Genomic DNA, 22518 nt, shown 5'->3' with positions numbered 1-22518 from the left:
CAAATGGATCAGAAAACCCTGGCAGAAAATCATAATTACAAAACCTGGGATGCCATCAATATCATGTTCCTGATCATCGTATTAAACTATGTTCATAACTGTAAAATGTTAATTCAATAGATTTTGTTCTGTTAAATCAACCAAACGAGATGTATTGAAAACTAGTATTTAATCGCTCATGAAAGCAAAGATAGTGACAAAAGCACCAAATTGATAACAAACGTTTCTTAATAATGAAATGTTTAGGGTGGGGACTGCCTGAATTATATATTCAGACTATCAGGGTCAGAGCACTCTAATCTTCGGAGGCGCTTTCATTCTCTGTCAGTATAATCTTTATTCCTTCAAAATAATCACTCTGGGATTTTGCCATGACCTCGAATTCTATTACTGCTAATTGTTGTGCTCTCAGGAAGCCTAATTGGGCAGGGTCAACCCCGAGTGTATATTTGCCTGGCGGCAAATCCATGGCATAAAAACCACCATCACTAAAAGTACGGATGGTTAGTTCAAAATTGAATAGAACTTAAGATTTGACCGGCAAGGAGATTGAGAAAGTACTTCCTATACCTTCTTTGCTTTCTACACGAATAATGCCCCCATGTTTCTCAATAAATTCTTTGCAGATCAACAAACCTAGTCCGGTGCCTTTTTCTTTTTCAGTGCCGTGCATAGTAAAGTTTGATCCGATATTAAATAGCTTGTTGATGTTTTCTTTGCTGATGCCAATGCCGGTATCGGTTACTGAAATCCTGACTTCAGTATCAGTATTTTCAGCGGTAATGTAGACCGACCCACCTGCCGTTGTGAATTTGATTGCATTGGTCAGCAAATTGCGGAATACAGTTTTGAGCATGTTTTCATCACCATTTACAATCAGTTTGGCAGGAACCTGATTTACCAGATTGATGTTTTTCTTCCTGGCCTGATCACCAACCAGGATCAGTGAGTTGTTCAACGCATCACAAATAACAAGCGGTTTTGGGTTAAACGTGATGGTGCCTTGCTGCATCCTGGCCCAATCGAGCAGGTTTTCAAGCAGCTTTAATGTTTGGTTGGCCGATTCGTAAATGATTGAAGCATATGATTCAACCTCCTTGATTTCAAGGTTCACGGCTTCATGTTTAAGTATTTCGCTGAAACCGATAATGCTGTGAAACGGACTCTTGAGGTCGTGGGCAATCACTGAAAAGAATTTATCTTTTGTGGCATTGAGTTCACGCAAACGCTCTTCACTCTCTTTCAGCGCTTCTTCAGCAAGTTTCCTCGATGTGATATTCTGCATGCTTACAAAGACCTGTTCAGGATATTTTTCGCCCGGTCTGGTTAAAGGCATTGCATTTACAATCACCCAGTTGTATGTGTCGAGTGTGGGTAAATACACGCCAATTGTTTTATTGTAAACCGGAAGGCCTGTTTTTAAAGCAAGAACTGATGGGTGTTCATCAGGCGGCAGCGTCTGGTAATCTTCATTTATTAGTTTCCAGTACTTGTCGTAAGAGTTTTTTCCAATTAACTGGCTTCTGCTTAATCCTAATATTTTTAACGCTGCATCATTTGCCTCTGTAATCTGGCCGTCAACTCCCTGGTAAATAATACCCTGCGAAAGGCTTTCAAACAAGGTGCGATATTTAATTTCGCTGTCTTTGATTGCTTGCTCTGTTATGATTTTCTCAGTAATATCTCTTGAGAAAATCGCAACCTTATCGGTAGGTTCCTCATTGATAACAATTGGGCAAATAGTGTGCTCGCTCCACTTTCCATTGCTGTAATCTTTGCCATAAACCACTTTTCCGCAGGCAATTGCCTTATTCACCCATGCCTGTCGCTTTTTGGCAATATTGGCCGGTAAAATTTTAAAAATGTTTTTACCCAGGAGTTCTTCCCTGTTGCGACCCAGGTTTTTGGCATAGGCCTCATTTGAGTCAATCAAAGTGCCATTTTTATCAATCAGTAGCATAGCATCCTGGGTTGACTCCATGATGGCCCTAAGATGAACCTCGCTTTTTTTTAGCTCTTCCTCGGCTCTTTTGCGTGTCGTGATATTATGAGCCTGCGCAAGGATGTAATCGTTTTCGCCAAAGCTTATCCTGCCTACTGTTACCTCGGCCGGATAAAATGTTCCATCTTTTCTGCGGTGCCTCACTTCAAAGGTTTTTTCATCCAATTTTCCCAGGGTTTCCCAGATATTGTTTGGATCCAACCTTGATGCAGCATCAGGATCAATATCAAAAACAGTCATCTTCAGCAACTCGTCAAAAGTGTACCCGGTTTCACGGATAGTAGCCCTGTTCACTTCAATGATTTTGCCATGCATATCATGCAGAAAAAGCATTTCAGCCGCCTGTTCAATCAATGCCCTGAACTTCATTTCGGAATCTTGCAATGACTTGCTCTGCTTATCTATATTGGTAATATCGTTTCCGATAACGAGCACCCTTGTAATTGCATTTTCTTTTGAAAAAATTGGAATCGTCGTAAACCGGATTGTCTGCTGCGGTTGATGAGTTGTTACTACAATGGAATATTTCTTGCCATCTAAAAAAACACGATCGTAATACGCACGCCATTCTTCATTTAACTTATCGGGAGCGCTTTCAACAAAAACGCATTCACCAGCTCGCAGGCATACTCCGGTTAATTGCTTAAAATAATCCAGGAAAAGGGTATTGCCGAATAAAAAGCAATAGTTGTTGTCAATTGCCCAAACATGGTGCGAAGCGGCATTTATCAGGATCTCCCTCCACTCTTCACTATCAAGCAAAGAGCTATTGCCGAAGTTATTGTTCTTTAAGAAGTTCATACATTCGTCTGGGAAAACGTACAAATATAAGAATTGTTCATCCCATATTGCACGGAATCAGAAAATTAAAAGCAGAACCTTTGCCTTCTTCGCTTTCAACCCAAAGTTTGCCATTGTGCCTTTCAACAAATTCCTTGCACAACACCAGCCCAAGTCCGCTACCTTTTTCGTTGGCTGTGCCACGTTCGTTAAAATCACTGCCTGTTTTAAAAAGTTTAGGAATATTCCCGGCACTAATGCCAATACCGTTATCCTTTACAGTTAGCTGCAAGCCGTTTTTGGTTTTTGCAATAAATATAGTTACTGTACCGCCGTTATTGCTGAATTTAACTGCATTGGTCAACAGGTTACGCAGGATGGTATTTAGCATGTTTTCATCAGCTTCTATCACGATATCTTCTGCGATTTCATTCTCTATGCTTATGTTTTTCTGTATTGCATTGTTATTTACAAGCAGCAGTGCATTGTCGGCTATATCTTTTAGTTTAATAGTCTTAGGTGCGAACACCATATTGCCTTGTTGTATTTTTGCCCACTCCAGAAGGTTTTCGAGCAATTCATGGGCTTGGTGGGCCGTATCATAAATAATTGATGCGTAGTTTTCCATTTCATCAGCGTCGAGGGTACGCGCTTCATTTTTCAGAACCTCACTCAAACCAATAATGCCACTGAAAGGGTTCTTCAGGTCGTGGGCAATAATAGAAAACAGCTTATCCTTGGTAGCATTGGTATCATGGAGGATCACAGCCTGTTTTTTCAATTCCATATTACTTGCTTCCAATGCCTTTTGCTGATCTTCAATGATAAGTGATTGTTCATAAGCAGCCCGATTCCTCCGCCACGACAGGATTGATGCGAATACTCCAAGACCAGTTGCCGCCATCGCATTTACCCTGCCAGAGAGCAGCATAGCTGGGTCAGACTGCGTAATTGGTATTGTAAAATAGAATAGCAAAAATGCAGTGCCAAAAATTATAAAGGTGTAGCGGGGCCTGGTTAAAAATAAAACTGCTGCAACTATTGTCATTAAAATATACGGCGTGATTGCGGGAGTGACCAGTTGATCGAGTACTACAATAGCCACGCCCACTAACACAAACAAAAAGGCTATGATGTGTATTGCGAACCAGATTAATGAATTCCTTTCACTTTTAATTTTATTGCGACGGCTCGTAAGTACCCATATGCACAGGGCTATAAATATTAAAACCGCGTGAGATATGATAATACCATTGCCCCAGGTATGTTCTAAGGTGTTCGGTTCGGAAAGATTATACCAGAAAAACAGTATATGGCCAATATTGATAGGTATGGAAACAAACGGCAGGTAATGAAGTCGCCTGAGGTTTTGAGCCAGTAATTTATTACTGATGATCAATTCATTCGTTTTGTTTCTCATCTTACTTTATGACTTTTTCTGATAGAGATGTTTTTCAACAATGTTCATCAGCAAATCCTTTCTAACGGGTTTTGCCAGGTAATCGTCACAGCCTGCCTGTTTGATCCGGTATTCGTCGCCGCTTAGGGCGTATGCTGTGATGGCGATTACAGGTAAATTGCTCCTGAACTCCTTGATGAGTGTTGTGGCTTCTAACCCATTCATTACAGGCATTTTTATATCCATCAGCACCAGGTTTATCTCAGCATGCTGCCTGCATTTCTCTACGGCAATTTTTCCATTGGCGGCATGCATCACTTTGAACCCCATCTTTTGCAGCACTACTTCAAGATAAAGGTAGTTCGACTCATCATCCTCGGCAACCAGTATCAATGGATGATCGGGCAGTTTTATCTCCTCATGTTCTGGAAGCCGGGTATCAGGCGTTGTTGAAGTGTGTGCTTCAGGAAGATGAAAATGCACCGTTGTGCCTTTTTCCTTTTCCGATTCCAGCCAGATTTTCCCCCCAAGTTTATTGATTATTCCTTTTGATATGGATAAGCCCAAACCACTGCCTTCGTAAGCGCGGGTCATACCAAAATCTTCCTGCTGGAAGGCTTCAAAGATTGTTTCCATGGCTTCGCTGGAAATACCAATACCAGTGTCTTTTATAAAGAATGCCAGTCCGTTGTCCTGCTTATGATATCCAAAAGATACCTGGCCTTGAGGGGTAAATTTAATTGCGTTGTTAAGCAAATGCTCCATCACTTTCTGAAGCAATTCCCTATCGGAGTTTATTGTAATAGCAACATCATTACGGGCTTGTTCAAGTTGAATATCAATGCTTTTTTCCCGGCACCGGGCCTGGGTTCTGCTGAGCATTTGCTCCATAAATTCATGCAGATCAAAAGTATCTTTATTGATTTCGAGGTTGCCGGACACTATGAGCGATATATCCATATAATCGGTGATGGTATGGATAAGCCGGTCAGTGCTTTGCTGAAGGATTTCAAGATATTTCAGGCGTTCGGATTCCGTAAGATTTGAATAAGCAATAATTTGTCCGAAACCAAGAATCCCATTCAGCGGGGTGCGTATTTCATGAGAGATATTGTTCATGAATGCAGTTTTCAACACATCGCTGGCTTCCGCTTTATCTTTGGCTTCACGCAAAGCCTGTTCAGTCTTTTTCCTCAAAGTAATGTCCCGTGATATAGCTACTATCCCGATTGCTTTTTGCTGATGATCGCGCAGGAACGACATGCTGTTTTCAAGCCAAACCACTGAACCATCTTTATGATATTCCTGGAGTTCGAGTTTCAGGGTTCTTTTCGGGTCGGCAGTCCCTTGCGATTCAAGTTGCATTTCGTGGTTAAAAACATCCACTATGATTGGCAGTGATTCAGGAGTTAATATCTCATCTATTTTCTGAGTAATTACCTCCTCTTGAGTATAACCGCGCATGAGAAAAACGGATGGACTGGTATAAGTGATATTTAGGTCCAGGTCCATTACCGTTATATTGTCGGCAGTGTTCTCTGCGATGAGTGTGAACATCTCTTCGCTGTTGCTGAGATTTTCCTGGGCCCTTTTGTGCTCTATATATACGCTTAATTGATTGGCGATACTCTCAAGTACTTTCAATGAAGATTTATCATAAGCGCCGGGATCGGTAAAACTCTGCACCACGATAGCCCCGATAACCTGTTTGCTGGTTTTTATTGGCACGCCCATCCATATTTCAGAGCGTTGGCCAATAAGGTTGATGATGCCATCCCGCACCATCTGGCCTATTTCCTCCTTCGTCAGCAACAACGCTTTACCTTTCTTAATCACAATTCCTGTAAGGGATTTCTCAGCAGGCCAGTTTTGGATGTGATCGTCCTCAGTCATGTCAAAAGGCGAGGATAACAACCCGGTTTTGTCATCGTAAAAAGCAATAAAGAAGTTGGAAGTATCAAATAAAACACTGAGTTCTTCTCTTGTGATCGCATACAATTCCGACAGGTTTTTTGAAACCACCATAGCCTGGGCCATGTTGTACTGGATTTTTTGGATCAGGTCGTATTTGAATCTTTCTGTAATATCCCGGTTCAAAACAATAGCACCTTGTACGTTGCCATCAATTAGGATCGGGGCGGCATAATTGAGGATAATTTTCTTTCGGCCGTCGAATGTATCAATTTCGAGTAGTTCCTCTTCGGTAGTAATGCCTTCAGCAACAGCTTTTGCCAACGCCCATTCTGAGGGTTTTATTTCCTCACGTGAAGGCAGTCTTCTGGCTTTGAATACACCATAATCTTTTATTCCAACCCTGGGTTCTCCGCCCCAGATTTTTACCCCGGCAGCATTTCCCTTGAGCAACGTTCCTTTTTCATCGGCGAACCAAAGCCCGATGGGTAAGATGTCGAAGATCTTTTGCAAAAATTGTTCGCGGTTTTTAAGCACATCCACAACCTTTTTGCGTTCTGTAATATCAATGCAGGTTGACATAGAGCCAATTACTTCACCCTTAGCATTCTTAACAGGCGTTGAACTCATCAGCAAGAATACTTCTTCACCCGATTTGGTGTGCATGTTTAATTCGTATTGCTCAGATATTCCTTTTCGTCGGTTTTGTTCTTTCTCAATGATGAATTTCCGGCTTTCATCATTCAGCAGTATTTTGTGTGCGTTTTTGCCGATGAGTTCTGATTCATCATAACCGAGTATGTTGCAAAACGCTGGGTTCGCAAATTGTATCCAACCTTCAACGCTGACCACCAGCAATCCTTCAAGCATTTGTTCAATAAGTGAGCGGTGCTTTTCTTCGTTTTGCTTAAGTTTTTCTTCCTGGCGTTTGCGTTCTGTAATATCTTCTTTAATACCTATAAAATGTGTTACTTCACCCTTTTCATTCAAAATTGGGGATATTGAAGCCATCTCCCAGTACAGTTTCCCGTTCTTCTTCCTGTTATGGAACTCACCTCTCCAGGTATTGCCGCTGGTGATGGTTTTCCACAAATCATGGTACATCTCTTTAGATGCCAATCCTGATTTCAATATTCTCGGGTTATTTCCTAATGCCTCTTGAGCCGTGTAACCGGTAATATCAGTAAACTTTGGGTTTACATATTCAATGCTGCCATGGAGGTCGGTAATTACAATACTCGCCGGGCTTTGTTCAACAGCCCTGGAGAGTTGGCGAAGTTTAAGTTCGGCTATTTTACGTCCGCTGATATCGCGTGTTGAGCCTTGCAATCCTATCAGTTTTCCTTTTTCATCTGTGAGCAATTTCCCAATAATCTCAACAGGTAATTCTTCACCATTTTTCTTTAGTAAAGTGGATTCAATGAGCACTTTTGACTGCTGTGGAAAATTAGCGATGGTGCTTATGGCAGCGCGCCCCATTTTTGCAAATGCCTTCCAGGTGGCAAATTTATATAAAGGTTTTCCGACCATCTCCTCCTGTGTGTATCCTGTCATACCATAACACGATGGACTCATGTAGGTGAACCTGAGCTTGAGATCCATCTGCCAGATCGCATCAATGGAGTTGCTTGCGATTAAGCGGAACATTTCTTCCCGCTCCTTCAATTCCTTCTCCATTGTTTTATAATCCGTTACATCGCGGGCAACACCATACATGATTTCATCTTCATTTTCGGGATATGAGTTCCACGACAACCACTTTACAGAACCATCTTTACAGATATAGCGATTCTCGAACTGGTAAACTTCTTTTCCGTTAACTATAGTTGACCCAATATTTTTGGTTGCATCAATGTCATCGGGATGGACAAAATCAATCCAGGGTTTAGCCAGCATTTCCTCCTGGCTCCAGCCTAAGACTCTCGACCATGAGGGATTGAGCACTTTAAAGTAGCCATCGAACCCTGCAATGCATAGCATATCCAGCGCATGATTGAAAATCCGGTCACCCGACCTGAGTTTGTCTTCAGTGGTTTTTCGATCGGTAACATCCCAAACTGTTGAAACCATTAACGGCTTTGCGGGAACCGGATTATTTCTGGCATTGATGTATGTGGTGCCCTGGCCTTTCCGGGTAATAGGGATATCCTCCCAGTGCAAACGCTCAGGATCACCGCTGGCAACGTCTTCCAGTAACTGTTGTTTTATTTTTTTCCTGAATTCTGCATCTTCATAAACTGCTTCCCAGAAGGCGTCAGGCTTGAGTAGCGCTTCTGGCGTTGTGCGGTAAATTTTAGCAAAATTGCTGTTCATATATGAGAAATTCACTGTCGGGTCAACAGAATTGACAGCAACACCAACGGGCAGATTGTCAATGATAGCCCTTATCAAAGCTTCATTCTCCCTGAGGGCCAGCCCGGCAGCCTTTTTTTCTGTAATATCTCTTAACACTACCTGGATTGCCGGCTTTCCATCAATATGAAAAGGGGAGGCTCCTACCTCAACATCAACTGTATGCCCATCCAAACGAACGATCTTTTCCTCAATATAGGCCACTGGTTTTTCTTCTTCCAGCATTTCACGGATCCTGTGGTGGATCGTTTCATGGAAATCGGGATGGAAAATCTCGAATGGCGATTTGCCTAATATCTGTTCCGGGGTTTCGGCGCCCAGCAGTTTCAGTGCTGCCGGGTTCACATAAGTGATGCAGTTGTCCTGGTTAATAAATACGGCATCAAGCGAGGTTTCAATCAGGGTCCTGTACTTTTTTTCATTTTCCTTAAGCCGTTCGCGCATTTGATAAGCTTGGGTTACATCCCTGAAAATCACAACAACACCTGTTGTATTGCCATGCACATCCCTGATAGGCGCTGCGCTGTCGGCAATCTGGTACTCCAGGCCGTTTTTTGAGATGAGCTTGGTGTGATTGGCCAGGCCAACAGTTTCACCTGTTTTTAAAACCTGAAAAATCGGATTCTCGGCTTTTTCCTGGGTGGTCACATTTTCGATGTTGAAAATTTCTGTTGCTGGTTTGCCTTTGGCTTCCTGTAGGATCCAACCTGTAAGCATTTCAGCTACTGGGTTCATGTTGGCCACATTTCCATCAATATCAGTTGAGATCACTGCATCACCTATTGAATTCAGGGTGATGCGCAAATTTTCAGCATGTTCTTTTTGGCCTTGCATTGCTTCCTGGCGCTCAAGCCAGATTCCCAGAAGCATGGCAACATGGTCAATCAGTTGTTGCTCTTCAGCAAGAAGCGGCTTGCCGGGATCAGTATAATAAACCGATAGTTTTCCAGCCACAATGTCTTTAACAATAATATTCGAATGCAGGCCATGAGCGTAGGTTATATCTGTTTCATGGGTCGTATAATTGCGTTGCCAGATATCAATAGCTAATACAGCAACTTCAGGAAATTGCATTGCATAGATAAGATGGCGCAGTATACTTCCGATTACTTCTTTTTCATCGAATCCGGATTGCAGCGCCAAACTGATTGCCGAGAGACAGCTTAATTCTTTCACCCTTTCAACAAGTTCGCTCTCTGATTTCTTCTTAGCGTTAGCAAGTTCTATTTTATTCAATGCAAAGCCAATGTCTTCGGCAACTTCCAACAGCAGTTCATGGCTTTCAGTAAGTTTTGAAAATTCGCTGGGGATTGTAACGGTGAGAACGCCGTAGGTTGTTTCGCCATAGCTGATAGCGGTACTTAATCCGGTTCTTATGCCATAATGTTTATAAAAAGGGCAGGTTGAACAAGCTTCCAGGCGATCGGACATGTCAATTACACCATTGCAATCAAGGGCAGTGGTCATGCATTCCGGAATTATACCACTTTTAAGATATTTTGTGAAATCCGCCTTGCTACTGTCACGACCTGCTGATGCTGTTAACGGAACATTTTTGTTCTGATCAATAAGTGCGATCCATGCAGTGAAATAGCCTACAGTATTGGTAAGGTTTTCACATGCTTTTTGTATGAGTTCCCCCGGTTCATTTTCCTGTATGATCAATTGGTTCATATTGCGTACACCCAGCAATACATTTTTCAGATGCTCTTCCCTTTCAAGCGTTTGTTTATGCTCAAGCATTTTCCATACAGGTTCAAGGAGCGATTGCAACTGCATTACATCATTTGGGCTGTAATCAGTTTCTTTGTTTGCAACACCAACAACACCAACAATCTCTTCACCATCAAAAACCGGGATTGTCATAAATTTTTTCAATGAGGTTTGAGCGATGGAATGATCTTGCTTTGATTGATCTAGTCCTGAAAAATCATTCATGATGACTGTTTTGCGTTGCCGAACCGCCTCACCCCAAATCCCAATTTCATCGGGCGTGCGATGTGCATTGGACCTGGTGATGTCAAACTCTTTCATGAACTCTTTCGAGCATGAATTCAACACGAATTCTTTCCGGCTTTTATTGTGATGAAAAATGTAACCGATCTTGCTCCTGCTTAAAACAATGATTTCGGTTAGGGCATGATCAAGAAATTCCTGGCTCGTTTTTGCTTGAAACCGTATAATACGGGTTATGCTCTGTAATAAACCAGAGTTTAATTCCTGGATGCCTGAGTTGATATCTAAAGGATTGTATATTGATTCGGATCTTTCCATATCTGAATGCATTAAAATAATCAAAAATTGTTTTTAAAATCTGATAAATCATAGTCAAGCGGCGCTGAGTATGCCTGAAGCATGCACTGAATGAACAATCTAAATGATTTATCATTGAATTATAATCTTTACTTCGTTTTCGGGGACCAGATATCTCACTATGATTTGGCCACAGCTTACCTGGATTCCTTGTTTTTAGTTTTATGCTTATGCATTTTGTAATAATTTCATTATGGATTGCATCAGCGTTTCTTTCTTCAACGGCTTGGAGATGTAATCATCGCAGCCAGCCTCTATTGCTTTTTCCCTGTCACCGCCAAGGGCATAGGCAGTCAGCGCAATCACTGGCAGGCCGGGTCTTTCTTTTTTAATGATGCGTGTGGCTTCAAAACCATTCAAATCCGGCATTTTCAAATCCATCAATACCAGGTCAATGGCTGGGTTCTTACGGCATGCTTCAACAGCACCTCTGCCGGTGGTAACATGCATAACTTCAAAATTGCTGTATTTTAGTAAGATATCTACCAGGATGAAATTGCTGTATTCATCCTCAGCGTATAAAATGGTAGTTGCCTTTTTCAGGTTCTGAACAGAACCTGTAATGGTTTCTTTTTTCTGAACCATTGGTTTTACAGGCTTATATGCAATGGTGAATGAGAATCGCGCTCCTTGTCCGGGAGTTGATTCTACCCGGATTTCGCCACCCAACAAATTGACATAGGCCTTTGAAATAGCCAAACCCAGTCCATTACCGCCGTATTCGCGGCTACGGTCGGTAGCAGCCTGTCTGAAGCGTTCAAAGATCAATTCGTGATATTTTGGATCAATGCCAATACCGCTGTCTTCAACGTAAAAAAGCAGCTTTCCTTCCCTTACCTGGCATTGAAATTCAATCATTCCTTTCTCGGTAAACTTTATCGCATTCCCTATCAGGTTCGAAAGTATTTGTATAAGCTTGGTTTTATCAGTAAAAACAATTGCCGCTTGCGGGTCAACATGCGAATGATAATTCAGCAACACGTGTTCACTATCTACCTTGTTTGCAAACTGGTCGTAAAGGAATTTCATGAGTCCATTAACATCTGTCTCTGCTTCATTTAACTTTTCCTGGCCGGCTTCGATAGTGGAAATATTAATGATATCGTCAATGATGGAAAGAAGTTGATTGCTGCTTTGGTTGATGATGCGGGCGTAATATTCACGCTCTTCGTGAGAAATTCCAGTGTCGGTAAGCAAATTCGTGAAACCGAGAATTCCATTCAGGGGAGTCCTGATTTCATGACTCATGTTGTTAAGAAATGATGTTTTCAAATGATCGCTTTCTTCGGCTTTTACCTTGGCTGCCAACAGTTCTTTCTCCTGATTGATTTTATCAATATACACACTCAATTGGTTTGCTATAAGTTCCATGAGCTCGATACTTGCCTGGTTGTATGCGTTTGGGTCATGATAACTTTGAACCACAATTGCCCCTTTTGCGATGTTTGCAATACTTAGTGGTACACCAAGCCATGATTCAGCACAAGTGCCATGAAGGATGATCTCCCCGTCTTCAGCATGTTTGAGAATTGCCGTTCTGCCAATCAGTAATGATTTCATTTCCTTGATTACCTTGCCTGTAAGTGATTTTTCTGCAGGCCAGTGCGGAGTATTCTCTTTTTCGTCTTTTCCAAAGGGTGAAGTCAGTAATCCGGTGGTTTCATCATAAAATACGATATAAAAATTGTTTGCCTCAATGATGGACCCCAGCTCAGTTCTGACAATTTCAAAAAGATCGCCTAAATTCCTGGCGGTAACCATTGCGTTTGCGATCCGGTATTGCATTTTTGTTATATGCTCAGCCCGTTTGCGGTCAGAGATATCTCTTACGATGGCTTGCAGCATTGAGGTTCCTTCAAGAATGACATGATTCAGCGCCACTTCGGCATAAAACAAGCTGCCATCGGTAGTTTTGTGCTGCCATTCAAAAAACTGAGGTTTGTCAGCAAGCGCCTGCTGTATGTACTTTAAGGCTTTAGCTTTAGAATCCTTTCCATCCGGCTGTTTTTCAGGAGAGAATTCATAAGGTTTGCATCCGATAATTTCATTGCGGCTGCAGCGAAACAACTCTTCAGTCCTTGAATTGCAATCTATAAAAACATCTTCGGTCATCAGGAATATTGCATCGTTAGCACTCTCGAACAAGGTCTTGTATTTTTTTTCGCTTTCCTCGAGTGCAAGCACATACCTTTGCCTCTCTTCCTCACCTTCCACCTGCTTGGTTATATCCCGGAAATTGAAAACCAGGGATTCGATAACAGGATTGTGAAACAGGTTCGTAATGGTGCTTTCCAACCATCTCCATGTACCATTTTTATGCAAAAGCCGGTATTGTATGCACATCGTTTTCCCGGGCTGTGTAAGAAGCTCACCCATGGCTGTATGAACAGCCGGCAGATCATCCGGGTGAGTAATGTCATCCGGGTGAAGATCCTTTGCATCGTCAATGGTATAACCCAGCGTACGGGTAACAGATGGGCTCACATAGGTGAACCTGGAGTCCTCATTCAATAGCACGATGCTATCAGGAGCGTTTTCGATAAGTGAACGATAACGAATTTCGTTGCTTCGAATAAGTTCATCAGTAAGTTTTTTTTCAGTAATGTCCTCGAAAGTGCCCAATATTCCAATTACTTCTCCATCGGTATTTACCAGGGGTGTTTTATTGGTTCTTATAAAGATGATGCTACCATCCGGTGAAGTTTGTGGTTCTTCAAAATTCAGTTTTGCTTGATTATTTTCAATAACTTTCAGGTCATCTGCGCGATAAAGTTTGGCTTGTGCTGACCAACATGTATCGAAATCTGTCTTGCCAATGATTTCATTTGGGTCGTTATAACCGGCATCTATGGCAAATGGTTTATTGCAGCCCAGGTAAACAGAATTCCTGTCTTTCCAGAACACCCTTACTTGAATAGTATCAAGGATAGTACGCAACATCTGCTGTGTTTCATGGCTTTTCAGAAGTTCTTCCTCAGCATGTTTTCTTGCCGTGATATCTCTCACAACGGCCACTACCCTGCCTTTCCCTCCGATTTCAGCTTTTTTCAAAGAAACTTCTACCCAAAAACTTTCGCCGTTCTTCTTTTTCGCGAGCCAATCAAAAACCTGAGGGCCTTCATAAATGGCGTTTTTTACATGGGCCTGGGCCACCTTTTCGGTAAAGGAACCTGTGTTGGCGCTTAAGTCGCCAATATTACCTTTGAATACTTCTTCATTGCTATCATAACCGAAAAGAAGCAGCATGGATTCATTCACATTTGTGATCAAACCAGTGCCAGCATCAATTATAAAAATGGCTTCATTGGTTGAATTTAAAATTTCACGGTAATTGCTTTCAGTAATGTCTGATTCATCCCTGAGTTTCTGACATTCAGTTTGCTCACCTAAAACCAAACCGGCGCCAAAGTCCTCATTGGATGGCTTTTTTTTGCTGATTTTAGTCCTTTCCTGTATGTCCTTTTTTTGTGTCATAATTATTATGTGGTATAATCCAAAACTTGCTCTGCCTGTCAAGCAGGAGAGCGGGTTTCAGGAAACTGAGGCCGCATGAGTACCAGTGCTAAAAATACTCTTGATCAGAGCTGTATCAGGGATGTGCAGAATTTGTATTTAAACTCTGAAAACGAGCTTGCTAAAGTAAGGATTAATTCAGTTGGCCTTTGAGTTAATACGCCAATAAGAATTCTATGCATGAATAAAATGCGAGAAATAGCCGTAGGATTTTGTGAAACATCCGCTTGAAAACGTTGATGTTGGAACAGTAGTAATTGTTTCCGGGCTGTTAGGGGTGAAATCTGTCTAAATATTTAAAGTTCGCGGCTTGTAAAAGAACTTTACAATTTCAGTTATTAGATCAACAGGCATTTCAGAACCCGAACAACTTATTGATGGTATCCACTACCTCTTTTTCTGAAAATCCCAGTTCAAAATGCATTGAAGGTTCCAAATAAGACAATGTTTTATCTTGTTTGAAGCGTTCTTCGCCACCGCCCGTGATATTGAGCATAATCAACGCTTCTGCCGGCAATCGGTTCTCAATTTTTTCTTTAATGAGAGAGGCGGTTGCAACAGCTGCAGCGGGGTGGATATCAATGCCTTCGGTTTGCAGAAAAAGCGAAGCCGCTTTGGCAGCTTCCTTATTCGATGCTTTGAGCACGTTGCCACCGCTCTCTGTGAGTGCATTATATAAACCACCCGCAATGCCGTATGGAGGTTTGCGGTTGCTCAGTACTTTGGCGTTGATCTGTGCTGCCTGCTTGCGGGCCAGGTTGTCATTAAGCGGCAATATATGGCGTGAACCGGCTTTCCAGGCATCATAAATCGGGAGGAAGGGTTCGTTTTGCGAAACCATGAGCTTCATCATCACAGTACCAAAGCGGCCATCATTAATTAATCGTAGGTTAGCTTCCCATGCTGCTATTGCTCCTGTGCCGCTGCCAATAGCCTGGAAATAGTACTCAGGAATACTTCCGATTTTGGTAGCTGCGGATAAAACCGTTGTTCCCATTCCATCGCGGCGGGCAATATTTTTTGCGCCGCCCTCAGCAATAAAATATGGACTGCAGCAGGCAAGGTTCGCAAGATGGATGGCATCAAAATAATCGCTGCCCCGGCTGGTAACAATGAGTTTTACATTGTCGCTGATCGGGCTGTCGAACCACATGCTTCCGATATTGTCTTCGGGCATGCACAACAACAGCGGTATGTTATTATCAGAACAAACACGGGCAAACGAACGGGCGGTATTGCCAGCAGATGCAACAACCAGCACTTTTTTTTCTGCATCGTTCATGCGACCACAAACCGAAAAAGCCTCGGTTTCTTTAAAGGAGCATGTTTTCATCATAGCGCCGCGCTCGGGCCAGTAACCGCTGAAAGTTATATAGAGGTTTTTCAGGCCTAATACATTGGCAAGTCCTTCACTTTTATAGGTTACAGGCGCTGATGAGCCCATGAGCAGTCTCTTTACGGGCAACCATGAGGCGAATTTGTACAGGCCATAATTTTCATCCAGCAGATGGAGCTGGGGGTTTTCGTATTCAGCTCTTATAAGCGACGGAGTTTCTTCGCCGGGCGCTTCAAGCAGCCAGCCGCTATCGTCAAATACTTTTCCTGATGCAATAGATTTTAGTTTGTACTGAGTAGGAGTGAAGTTGTTTTTGGTCATCGTTTTCTTAGGATTTATAAACTTCCATCAGGCAGAATTTTCGCCAAAAATACACAAACCGTGAGAAAGGAAGAAAATCCGAAATGTGGCTCAGTCTTGAATTTTGAACTTTGAGCTTGGGGCTTAGAGCTTAGGGCTTTGAATTTTGAATTTTGAATTAATGCCTTTAAATGCTTCCATCAACTGCACCGTCATCATCAGCATCATCAGATTGTAAATTGTGTCTTCGATTGGGATCGTGAACAGGCGGATTCCCAGGTTCTGAGACGGGTCGTACCAAACCACCGGGCTTTCAATAAAACTGCCTGTCAAAATTCCATTGACCAGGAAAAACGGGATAATGGAGACAAAATAGGAGAGCAGGAACATACTCAGCCAGGGTTGACGCCGATAAAGATTATACAGAATCAGCAAGGCTGTGGCAATGAAAATGATGGAAGTATAAAGCCTGTTGAAATAGATGATGCCAACAAGTAGCAATGTGATGCTAAGGATGAAAAGAAAAGGCCGGTGAATGTTTTTAAGCGGGTCAACCTTCAGGTAAGCAACCAGGCAGGCATAAATGAAAACGCAGGCATATGGCACAGTGATGAAAAACATCCACTCTTCAATCGGCAGTCCGAGCATGCGCACTCCAATGAGGTATTCATCATTAAAACCCCAAATTCCAAGCGAAGCAAAAATGGCATCTTTGCCAATGAAAACTACAGCCATAATAAGAATGGCCGGGAACAGGTATTTCCAATCTTTGTAGAATGCTACCTTTTTGTCGAAACTCAACAGCAAAGGAGCAGCGATGGTGAAGATATTGATGTAAAGATATAATCTGTCCATAGTTGGCTGGAATTATTTCAACCGATTGATAGATCCTGGTTCAGGATCAGAATGATAAAAAACAGCGTTTGTATTGCAATTACATAAGCCGCCAGGCGGTTCTTAAGGTTAGCCACAAACTTGAATGTGCCCAGTAGCATCAGGAAAGCAATGAGCCACCATGCTGCATAGTTTTGCAGAGGTATCGAACCTCCGGCCCAGGTCCAGAAATCAAAGTGGATGGCAACGGGTTCGAGAAATAAGTCATAGGCAACCATCAGCGTAGCTGCAACTGCTGCTTTCAGCCATAAGGGCCATGAAAACTGTTGCACGAGCGCTGCGGTTGCAAATACAAGGATTGCCCAGTTCAGGCCAATGATCAGGGGTACATCAAATAGTTTGAGCCCTAATCCTGAGCCATATGCATACTCGCCGAAAATAATTCCTGTAATGATTCCGATTAGTTCAATCACATATCCGGAAACGGCGATAACTGCAAACCATGCAATGTACCTGCGGCTGATCCCTTCGGCATTGTACAACAAAATACCGGATGCAAACAACAGGTTGAATGGCGTAAGTTTCATCAGATCATCAGCATTGCCGAGCAAAACAGTTACTATACCTACAGTATAAATAACTATAAGAAGAAACAGGCTAAGCTGGAATCGGTTTTGAAGAAATTTCATGACGGTTGCGGACAGATTTCTGAAACAATTTTAGCCGATAACAAACATAATGGAATCCCGCCACCTGGGTGCACACTTCCGCCACAAAAATACAAGCCGCCAATGCGACTGCTTTTATTGGCATGCCTTAAAAATGCAGCAAAACGGTTATTTGAGTTTGTTCCGTAAAGCGATCCTCCTAACGAGGAAGTCTTAATTTCAATATCATGCGGAGTAAGCGTACTCTCATTTTCAATAAATTCCTGCAAATCAACTTTCAATATCTGGTTCAATTTCCGGAATATTTCAGAACGGTATAGCGGTATCAGCGTGTGCCATTCGTGCCCTTTATCTTCAGGAACGTTCACCATTACGAACCAGTTTTCGCAGCCAGCCGGTGCATCGGCACGAACGTCTTTTGAAGTGATGTTCACATAAACAGTTGGATCATCGGCAGGAACCCTGCCTTTAAAAATGTCTGCAAATTCCTTTTTGTAATCTTTGCTGAAAAAGATATTGTGCAAGCCCAATTCAGCGAATGTTTTCCTGATTCCCCAAAAGAAAATCAATGCAGAACTTGACCTTTCCTGCTTCAGGATTCGCTCAGGCGCTTGTTGCTGAGCCAATAGCCTGCGATAGGTTGGAGCTACGTCCATGTTAGAAACCACCAACTCAGCTAAAATGGTTTGTGTATTTGTTCGAACACCGGTTACACGATTATTTTCAACGATGATTTCTTCAACCTTCTCGTTGAAATGAAAAACAACACCCAGATCTTTTGCAAGCCTAAAAAGGCTTTCCGTAATATCATGCATGCCGTTGACCGGATGAAAAGTTCCGATTCCGTGTTCAAAATGCGGAATTATATTGAGAACACCCGGCGCCCGGTAAGGGTCCGAACCATTATAAGTTGCATAGCGGTCGAACATCTGCACAAGTTTTGGATCACCAAGAATTTCAGCATTATCCTGGTGCATGGTGCTGAACAGACCCAGCTTGTGCAGATTGAAGAGGGGCTTGATTATATCCTTGTTTATCCAGGTCGAAAAGCGGTTCAGTGGTTTTTCAAGGAAAGTCCGGCCTGCGAGTTCGTACATCAGCCTACTTTTATTAAGCTTTTTGATCACAACGTCTGCTTTTACGCTTAATTTTTCCTCAACTTCGGCAGCAAACTTTTCCTGTTCTGCCCATGCTGTAAGCCTTGTTCCATCATCCCAGAAATACCGGCACGATTCATCTTTGCGCCTGTAATTGAAATATTTGCTTGGATCCTTGCCGGCAGCAATGAAAAGTTCATCCATGTATTGAGGCATCGTAAATAACGAGGGGCCGGCATCAAAGCGGTAATTGCCCTGAGTAAACTGTGTAAGCTTTCCGCCGGGATAAGCATTGGTTTCGAACACATCAACGGAATAGCCTTTAATTGACAAACGCACGGCAGCGGCAAGCCCTGCAATACCTGAACCGATAATGATGGCTTTTGGGGTCATGGCTAGGCGGGTAAGAATATAATTTGTTTTTGTTCAACAGATCAGTAGAAATGCTAAACACTGGAAAGCCTGAATTTGTTTAGGAAGTGTTTAGAGAGTTTAGAGTGTTTAGGATGTTTAGAGAGTTTAGAGTTAATTTTATCTTATTCCTTCACCCGCGTCAGTTTCATGGTTTGCCGGGTATATTTAAAGGCAGTGAATTATAAATTATGGACGTGTAACAATTTCCGTATAATTTTGTTTCTAAGAAACTCAGCCTAGCTACCGATTGAATGAAAGATTTAACTGAAGGAAAACCTTCCGCTCTCATTTTGCAATTTGCCACGCCAATGCTCATTGGCAATGTATTCCAGCAACTTTACAACGTAGTGGATAGCATTATCGTAGGGAATTTCCTCGGAAAAGAAGCATTGGCAGCCGTTGGCGCCTCATTCCCTTTGCTTTTTATGCTCATCTCATTTGTAATCGGCATTGCATCGGGCTCAACCATTATTATAGCGCAGTACTTTGGGGCGAAGGACATAAACAATGTGCGCCGTGCCATTGATACAATGTGGGTGTTTTTGTTTTTTTCTTCTATTGTGATCACGGCATTAGGTATAATTTTCAGTAAAGCAATTTTTCAGCTTATACGACTCCCTGAGGATGTGTTACCACAAGCCTTGTTGTATTTTAATGTTTACATGGGCGGGATCATACTGTTTTTTGGATTCAGCGCTACCAGCGCTATTTTGCGAGGTTTGGGCGATTCAAAAACCCCATTGTATTTTTTGGTGATTGCCACCATCACCAATATTGCCCTTGATCTTCTCTTTATCGTGGTTTTTAAATGGGGAATTGCCGGTGCTGCCTATGCTACCATTATTTCGCAAGGGGGTGCATTCATCTCGGCCATCATTTATTTGAACCGGACCCACGCTGTCTTTAACCTTTCATGGCGGAAACTTGAGTTCGACTGGTTGATTTTTAAGAAAAGTCTTCATATAGGCCTTCCTTCCGGCTTGCAGCAAACCTTTGTCTCGCTGGGGATGCTGGCCTTGTTCAGGATCGTAAATGATTTTGGAACCGATACGGTAGCCGCATACAGCGTAGCGTTGCGGATTGATTCACTTGCCGCGCTGGCATCAATGAATTTTGGCGCTGCATTGTCAACTTATGTGGGTCAGAACCTCGGCGCCAAAAAGCCTGAACGTGTTTACGCCGGCCTGGTAGCCACTTTAAAAATGTCTTCTTTTGTTTCATTAATAGTCACACTGGTAGTCATTCTTTTCCGCCACCAGCTTATGGGTATGTTTACTTCCGATCCGGTTGTAATAGACATTGGCGCGGAATATTTACTGATCGTTTGCTCCTTTTATGTTGTTTTTTCTGCCATGTTTGTGATAGGCGGTTTGCTGCGCGGCGCCGGGGCTACACTCATTCCAATGTTTATCACCCTGTTTGCTCTTTGGGTGATTCGAATCCCTGCTTCATGGTGGCTATCGCGCCAAATGGGAGTTGCCGGAATCTGGTGGGCTATCCCGCTGGGCTGGGCAATTGGAGCCGGGTTCTCATGGATTTATTACCTGAAAGGGAACTGGAGGAAAAAGGTGGTAGTGGGGTAGGAGTGTTTGAGATTTTAGATTTACGAATGTAGAATGACGATTGACGAATGTAGCATCATGAATAATAATTCCTATAACTTTGGGAGAGGAATAACAATTGAATTTTGAAATGTTTAATCTTCGTAGAATGTATATTCAACGTTTACTTCATAATGCTGTGGCAGGGTCTGACCCTGGCCATCAATATATACTTCGCTTCGGATCAGGTTGTTTTCCTTATCAAATTCCCTTTTCACTGAAACCAGTTGTTTGCCCTGGTTGCTGATTTCTTCCTGTTGGATGATATTGTCCTGCTCATCATAGGTAAATTTAATAGCGACATCTTTTTCGCTGCTCTCTTCTATAATGTTGAGCAGCCGGCCTTTTTCATCTTCAGCATAGGAGGTTTCGCTGATTATATCGCCGTCTTCATCGTAGGTGATTTCTTCCTTTTTGCGTCCAAGACTGTTATAGCTGGTTACAATAAAAGCGTTTGTACCGCTTTCGTTGTCAACTTTTCTATGTTCAACGGAGTTTCCTTTTTCGTCGTATTTGAATTCGTCGAGTTGCAACAGCTTGTTTTCACCATCGAAGATCTGTGTTTTTACCAAAAAATCATCCCTGTATTCATTGAATACTTTTTGCTCAATTTCCCCTTCATCGTTTACAGTAACTTTACTGATAATACGATACTGGTTGTCATATTGGTAGGTGGTTGTATCAACGGAATCATCAATATAGTGTTTAAACTCCCTTAATATCAAACCTTTTTCATCGCGTTCAAATGATTTCTCTTCCGAAGTTTCATTAGCATCGGCCATGTATTTTTCGTTGATCAAAAAGTCGTTTGCATCATACTCATTGATAATTCGCTCAACAAGAGCACCATCCTGCGTGTAAACTGACTGTTCGGTCAGGTTTCCTTTTGCATTAAACTCACTGTGGCTATAAAGCCAGGCTTCATGTTGTCTTTTATTGCCAGGCATTGCAAGGAGGTTCTTTCGGTAAAGGGCGATTGATTTCCGTTGAGGCATAGTAGTTTTATTTACTCATTTTCTGCAAAGCTAAACAAACACCGCTTTTCATAATCCTGAACGTGCTAAATTTCGATAAATTTGCATCCTGATCCGTGTAGTTTAGTCCCGTTTTGTTGTGTTCATCAAGATAAATCCCCACAATTACCTGTAACTAATGAGCAACAAGAAGTTTAAAATTATCAAAGCTTCCGGCGAAGAGCAGGACTTCTCAGAAGAAAAGTTGAGGAATTCCCTGCATCGGTCAGGAGCGCCGCAGGCGCTGGTGGATGCCATAGTCACTGAAGTGTATTCATATATGCGTGACGGCATTACGACCAGGCAAATATACGACATGGCTTTTCAGATACTCCGCAAAAGAGTGAGATCCAATGCGGCCCGTTACAGCCTCAAGAGAGCAATTATGGAACTTGGGCCAACAGGATTTCCTTTCGAACGCCTGGTTGCTGAGGTTTTCATAAAACAGGGTTATGCCGTGGAAGTCAGCAAAACGATTCGGGGAAAATGTGTCAGACATGAAGTTGATGTAGTCGCTCAGAAGGATAACGTTATAGTGATGGTTGAGTGCAAATACCATAATACGCAAGGAAAAATCTGCAATGTGCATGTTCCTTTGTATATCCGGTCGCGGTTCAATGATATTGAAAGTGTATGGCGATCGGATCAGCGAAATGAAAATATTGATTTTGAGGGATGGGTGGTCACCAATACACGTTTTTCGGGTGATGCGGAAGAATACGGTATTTGTGCTGGGCTCAAACTTGTGGGTTGGGATTTCCCTCATAAGGACAGCCTAAAAGAAATGATTGAAAAAGCAGGATTATTACCCATTACAGTAATAACCGGACTTGCCGCTAAACAAAAACAAATACTGCTTGAAGCGGGAGTATTGTTATGCAGTGAACTTTGCCAAAAACCACACCTTCTCGACCTGCTTCACCTTGATCCCAGAAAACAGGATAAAGTCATGGAAGAAGTGCATGATTTGTGTTTGCTCTGAAAA

Annotated in this window: 11 protein-coding genes; 2 read left to right on the top strand and 9 right to left on the bottom strand. The window is 42.4% G+C overall.

What is annotated here, in order from left to right; genetic code table 11:
- Positions 1-526: 526 nt before the first annotated feature.
- From IH597_08300 to crtI, 8 genes are all read right to left on the bottom strand, one after another.
- Positions 527-2803 (bottom strand): PAS domain S-box protein, encoded by a 2277-nt coding sequence (locus tag IH597_08300; GenBank protein ID MBE0662455.1) that lies wholly within the window; start codon positions 2801-2803, stop codon positions 527-529.
- A gap of 37 nt (positions 2804-2840) precedes the next feature.
- Complete coding sequence (locus IH597_08295; protein MBE0662454.1) at positions 2841-4202, bottom strand: HAMP domain-containing histidine kinase; 1362 nt, start codon at positions 4200-4202, stop codon at positions 2841-2843.
- Between the two features lie 6 nt (positions 4203-4208).
- Positions 4209-10718: a PAS domain S-box protein gene (locus IH597_08290; GenBank protein ID MBE0662453.1), complete on the bottom strand. Its 6510-nt coding sequence runs from the start codon at positions 10716-10718 to the stop codon at positions 4209-4211.
- A gap of 207 nt (positions 10719-10925) precedes the next feature.
- A complete protein-coding gene (locus IH597_08285; GenBank protein MBE0662452.1) occupies positions 10926-14231 on the bottom strand; it encodes a PAS domain S-box protein in 3306 nt (1101 codons plus the stop codon).
- A 394-nt stretch (positions 14232-14625) separates the two neighbouring features.
- Positions 14626-15927 (bottom strand): cysteate synthase, encoded by a 1302-nt coding sequence (locus tag IH597_08280; GenBank protein MBE0662451.1) that lies wholly within the window; start codon positions 15925-15927, stop codon positions 14626-14628.
- Positions 15928-16050: 123 nt separating this feature from the next.
- On the bottom strand, positions 16051-16761 hold the full coding sequence (locus IH597_08275; GenBank protein ID MBE0662450.1) for a lycopene cyclase domain-containing protein: 711 nt from the start codon (positions 16759-16761) through the stop codon (positions 16051-16053).
- A 17-nt stretch (positions 16762-16778) separates the two neighbouring features.
- The gene (locus IH597_08270; GenBank protein ID MBE0662449.1) at positions 16779-17429 is read right to left on the bottom strand and encodes a carotenoid biosynthesis protein; all 651 of its coding nucleotides are present in this window, start codon (positions 17427-17429) and stop codon (positions 16779-16781) included.
- A complete protein-coding gene (crtI, locus tag IH597_08265; GenBank protein ID MBE0662448.1) occupies positions 17426-18898 on the bottom strand; it encodes a phytoene desaturase in 1473 nt (490 codons plus the stop codon). The genes IH597_08270 and crtI overlap by 4 nt, the downstream gene beginning before the upstream one ends.
- A 272-nt stretch (positions 18899-19170) precedes the next feature.
- Between crtI and IH597_08260 the strand changes: the two genes are divergently transcribed.
- The gene (locus tag IH597_08260) at positions 19171-20502 is read left to right on the top strand and encodes an MATE family efflux transporter (GenBank protein ID MBE0662447.1); all 1332 of its coding nucleotides are present in this window, start codon (positions 19171-19173) and stop codon (positions 20500-20502) included.
- 113 nt (positions 20503-20615) lie between these two features.
- Here IH597_08260 and IH597_08255 read toward each other — a convergent pair whose 3' ends face one another.
- Complete coding sequence (locus IH597_08255) at positions 20616-21515, bottom strand: hypothetical protein (GenBank protein ID MBE0662446.1); 900 nt, start codon at positions 21513-21515, stop codon at positions 20616-20618.
- 157 nt (positions 21516-21672) lie between these two features.
- Between IH597_08255 and IH597_08250 the strand changes: the two genes are divergently transcribed.
- Positions 21673-22515 carry a restriction endonuclease gene (locus IH597_08250; protein MBE0662445.1) on the top strand — a complete coding sequence of 281 codons (843 nt, stop codon included), beginning with the start codon at positions 21673-21675 and terminating at the stop codon, positions 22513-22515.
- Positions 22516-22518 lie beyond the last annotated feature (3 nt).

The organism is Bacteroidales bacterium, assembly GCA_014860575.1.
Lineage (GTDB): Bacteria > Bacteroidota > Bacteroidia > Bacteroidales > JAAYJT01 > JAAYJT01.
The sequence above is the reverse complement of the archived record's forward strand: the minus strand, read 5'-3'. Positions and strand labels throughout refer to the sequence as shown.

Bases quoted from the DNA above. Each gene is read 5' to 3' on its own strand.
- IH597_08300 (MBE0662455.1), bottom strand. From the start codon at position 2,803: ATGAACTTCTTAAAGAACAATAACTTCGGCAATAGCTCTTTGCTTGAT.
- IH597_08295 (MBE0662454.1), bottom strand. From the start codon at position 4,202: ATGAGAAACAAAACGAATGAATTGATCATCAGTAATAAATTACTGGCT.
- IH597_08290 (MBE0662453.1), bottom strand. From the start codon at position 10,718: ATGGAAAGATCCGAATCAATATACAATCCTTTAGATATCAACTCAGGC.
- IH597_08285 (MBE0662452.1), bottom strand. From the start codon at position 14,231: ATGACACAAAAAAAGGACATACAGGAAAGGACTAAAATCAGCAAAAAA.
- IH597_08280 (MBE0662451.1), bottom strand. From the start codon at position 15,927: ATGACCAAAAACAACTTCACTCCTACTCAGTACAAACTAAAATCTATT.
- IH597_08275 (MBE0662450.1), bottom strand. From the start codon at position 16,761: ATGGACAGATTATATCTTTACATCAATATCTTCACCATCGCTGCTCCT.
- IH597_08270 (MBE0662449.1), bottom strand. From the start codon at position 17,429: ATGAAATTTCTTCAAAACCGATTCCAGCTTAGCCTGTTTCTTCTTATA.
- crtI (MBE0662448.1), bottom strand. From the start codon at position 18,898: ATGACCCCAAAAGCCATCATTATCGGTTCAGGTATTGCAGGGCTTGCC.
- IH597_08260 (MBE0662447.1), top strand. From the start codon at position 19,171: ATGAAAGATTTAACTGAAGGAAAACCTTCCGCTCTCATTTTGCAATTT.
- IH597_08255 (MBE0662446.1), bottom strand. From the start codon at position 21,515: ATGCCTCAACGGAAATCAATCGCCCTTTACCGAAAGAACCTCCTTGCA.
- IH597_08250 (MBE0662445.1), top strand. From the start codon at position 21,673: ATGAGCAACAAGAAGTTTAAAATTATCAAAGCTTCCGGCGAAGAGCAG.